Source organism: Oerskovia douganii, assembly GCF_015142735.1.
GTDB lineage: Bacteria > Actinomycetota > Actinomycetes > Actinomycetales > Cellulomonadaceae > Oerskovia > Oerskovia douganii.
This window is the reverse complement of the sequence record NZ_JACSPN010000010.1, coordinates 114,527-117,820: the sequence shown is the minus strand read 5'-3', so window position 1 is coordinate 117,820 and position 3,294 is coordinate 114,527. Positions and strand designations below refer to the sequence as shown.

The window sequence follows — 3,294 nt, the reverse complement described above, 5'->3', positions numbered from 1 at the left end:
CGATCCGGCGAGCAGCAGCGATGCTCCCGGGGCGAGCTCGGTGTTGAGGCCCTTGCTGAGCTCGCCCGATCCGGCGAGCAGCAGCGATGCTCCGGGGACGAGCTCGGTGTTGAGGCCCTTGCTGAGCTCGCCCGATCCGGCGAGCAGCAGCGATGCTCCCGGGGCGAGCTCGGTGTTGAGGCCCTTGCTGAGCTCGCCCGATCCGGCGAATGCCCTGGCCGTGCCGTCGGAGACCTTGGTGGCTCCCGGTGCCAGCTCGGCGGAGATCTTGCCGTCGAGGGTCTGCGCCCCGGCGGCGAGCTTCCTCGAACCGTCTGCGGCCTCCGCGGCCCCGGGGGCCAGCCTGGCAGCTCCGGCGTTGAGCTCGTCGGCCCCGGCGGCGAGCTGCGCTGCACCGTCGAGCGCGGTCACGCCGCCGTCCGCGAGCTGGGTCGCGCCGGTCGAGGCCTGGGTCGCGCCGGTCGACAGCTTCTTGGCGCCGTCCTCGAGGTCCTGGGAGCCGTCTGCCAGCTTGCCCGCGCCGTCCTCGGCGCGCTGGGCGCCGTCGGACAGCTCGGCCGCGCCCGCCTCGAGGCGGGAGGCTCCGTCGTCGAGGCGCGTGGCGCCGTCGGCGACCTTGCCGTTGAAGATGAGCAGGTAGGCGACGAGCACGATGACGGCGAGCGCCAACGCGACCAGTGCGCCGATGGTCAGGGCTGAGTGCGCGCGTGAGACGCGCGGGGAAGCGTGGTTGGTCATGTGCGAGGTCCTCTCGTGGCCGGCGTCGTTGCCGGTCTGATCCCGAAGAGCCCATCACCTTGGTGCGACTTCGAGTATCAGATAGATCGCGGCCGACGCTAGCAACGGCCAGGAGAGGAAGGAAAGCAAGTATCTGATACTTCGAAAATCACAAGTTGGTAAAGAACGGCGTCGGTCATCGACGAGCGCGTTCCCGCGACCGACCGGGCGTCCGCCGGACGCACGGACGCGTACCGGGGGGCCGCACGCGCGGAGGCCCGCCGCGACGTGCGCGACGGGCCTCCGGGATCACGGCACCGGGCGGGTGCTCAGATCTCCAGGTTCGCGAACAGGACGCTCGCGAGCGCGAGCCCCACGACGAGGTTGAAGAGCGCCGCCGACCCGAACACCACGACGGGCTTCCAGCCCGCCTCCCGGACCGCCGTCACGTTGAACTCCAGACCGATCGACACGAACGCGATGATGAAGAACACCGTGCTGAGCGACTTGAGGATCGCGATGTCCGCCGCAGCCGCGTCCGCCCCGACCGAGCTGACGTAGACCGTCGCGACGACCGAGGCGAGCAGGAACCCCAGGACGAACTTGGGGAAGCGGACCCACAGCTCGCTCCATCGGGGCGCCGCCGCTCCCGGGACCCGGTCCACGCGGAACGCGAACCACGCCGTCAGGGCGATCGCGACGACCCCGATCAGGGCGTTCTGGGTCGTCTTGACGATCGCCGCGACCTGCAGGGCCTCGTCCCCGGCCAGGGCCCCCGCAGCGGTCACGGCGGCCGTCGTGTCGATGTTCCCGCCGATCCACGCCCCGGCGACGGCGGGCGACAGGCCCAGCGCCTCGGCCAGCGCGGGCAGGACGAAGATCGACGGCAGGGCGAACAGGATGACGAGGCTGGCCGCGTACGCGAGCTGCTCCTTCTTGGCCTGCACGGCGCCCGCGGCGCTGATCGCCGCGCTGACCCCGCAGATCGACACCGCGCTCGCGAGCAGCGCGCGGAGCTTGTCGTTCACGCCGAGACGTCCGCCGAGCCACCACGTGAACCCGAAGACCAGCGTGATGAGCAGGACTGCCTGCGCGATGGCGGGCCCGGCTGCCGACACGATGAGCGACAGGTTCACGGTCGCCCCGAGCAGCACGAGGCCGGTCTTGATGAAGAACTCGGTCCGGAAGGCTGCCGCGAGCCGCGACCGGAGACCCGCGGCCGACAGCACGGCGTTGCCGAGGAGCCCGAGCGCGATCGCGTACACCGGGTACTCGACGGACTTCGCGACGCCGCCGAGGGGCGTGTCCGCGAGCCACTCGGGGACGTTCTGCTCGAGGAAGCGGGTCAGCCAGGCCAGGCCCAGGAGGACGACGAAGCCTGCGACCAGGTAGGCAGCCCCGGGTGACCGCCCGTCCTGGACGACCGAGTCCTCGAGGCTCGCCCGGGGGGCGTCGCCGACGGCTCCGTCAGGTCGGGTGGTCGTGCCGGTGTCCGGGGTCGTCGCGCTCATCAGGGCACCAGCCCTTCGGGGATCAGGCCGAGGAGGCCGACGGCGACGACCGCCAGGCCGACGACGGTCGCCAGCCAGTCCTCGGAGACGTGGACGCGGCGGACGCCGTCGACCGTGACGGGGGTGGCCGGGGCGTCGGGGGTGGCGGTGGTCGCCGGGCCGGTGGCGTCCCGGGGTGGGACGGGGCTCTCGGGTGCGGGCATGGCAGGTCCTTCGGAGGTGGTCGGGTACGGGCACGGCGCGGGCGACGGGGACCGACGCGCGCTCGTGCACGCTCGCGCCGTCGCCCTACGTACACCCGGCCGTGCGGCCGGCCGTCCACCTGACCGGTACGTCGTGGATCTGCATGGGCCACAGGGTGGCGGTCCCCGCGGGGCGGAGCAAGGGGGTGTCCAGCGTCCGGGAGGACGTAACGCCCCGTGAACGGGACGGACCGTCAGTCCTGGGCGAGGGCCTGCTCGAACGCGCGGAGCAGGCGCTCGGTGAACAGCACGAAGCGCACGTCGACCACGCCCCGGTCGCCGTCGGCGCCCCAGGCACGGACCGCCTTCACCGCGACGTGGGCGACCTCGTCGCCGTCCCACCCGTAGACACCCGCGCTCACCGCGGGGAAGGCGACCGACGTCGCCCCGAGGTCCGCCGCGACGTCGAGCGAGCGCGTGAAGCACGAGGCGAGCAGCGCGGGGTCCGTCTGGCCGCGGTGCCGGTTCGGACCGACGGTGTGGACGACCCAGCGAGCGGGCAGGTCGAAGCCCGGCGTCGCGACGGCCTGGCCGACGGGGAGCCCGTCCGGCAGCGTCGTCCGCCGCAGCTCTCGGCACGCGGCGACCAGCCGGGGACCGGCCTTGGCGTGGATCGCGCCGTCGACCCCGCCGCCCCCGAGCAGCGAGGAGTTCGCGGCGTTGACGATCACGTCGACGTCGACGGTCGTGAGGTCTCCGAGCTGGGCGGTGAGGCGCATGCCCTCATCCTCGCGTGCGGCGCGTCCCGTCGCCCGCCCGCGCGCGACGCCCGGCGGTCACGTTCGTCCGGGGACGCAGAAGGGGGGGCCCCCCCCCCCGCCCCC

At 73.2% G+C, this 3,294-nt stretch carries 3 protein-coding genes and 1 pseudogene; all 4 read right to left on the bottom strand.

Translation table 11 applies throughout. The annotated features are described in order from the left end of the window. A pseudogene (locus H9623_RS09685) lies at positions 1-738 on the bottom strand (hypothetical protein); the annotation flags it as partial. A gap of 308 nt (positions 739-1,046) precedes the next feature. Next, entirely contained in the window at positions 1,047-2,228 is a 1,182-nt protein-coding gene (locus H9623_RS09680; protein WP_193719849.1) for a YeiH family protein, read from the bottom strand. Then, positions 2,228-2,431 carry a hypothetical protein gene (locus tag H9623_RS09675; RefSeq protein ID WP_193719848.1) on the bottom strand — a complete coding sequence of 68 codons (204 nt, stop codon included), beginning with the start codon at positions 2,429-2,431 and terminating at the stop codon, positions 2,228-2,230. Before H9623_RS09675 ends, H9623_RS09680 begins: the two co-directional genes overlap by 1 nt. 233 nt (positions 2,432-2,664) lie before the next feature. Further along, positions 2,665-3,189: an O-acetyl-ADP-ribose deacetylase gene (locus tag H9623_RS09670; protein ID WP_193719847.1), complete on the bottom strand. Its 525-nt coding sequence runs from the start codon at positions 3,187-3,189 to the stop codon at positions 2,665-2,667. Positions 3,190-3,294: the final 105 nt, after the last annotated feature.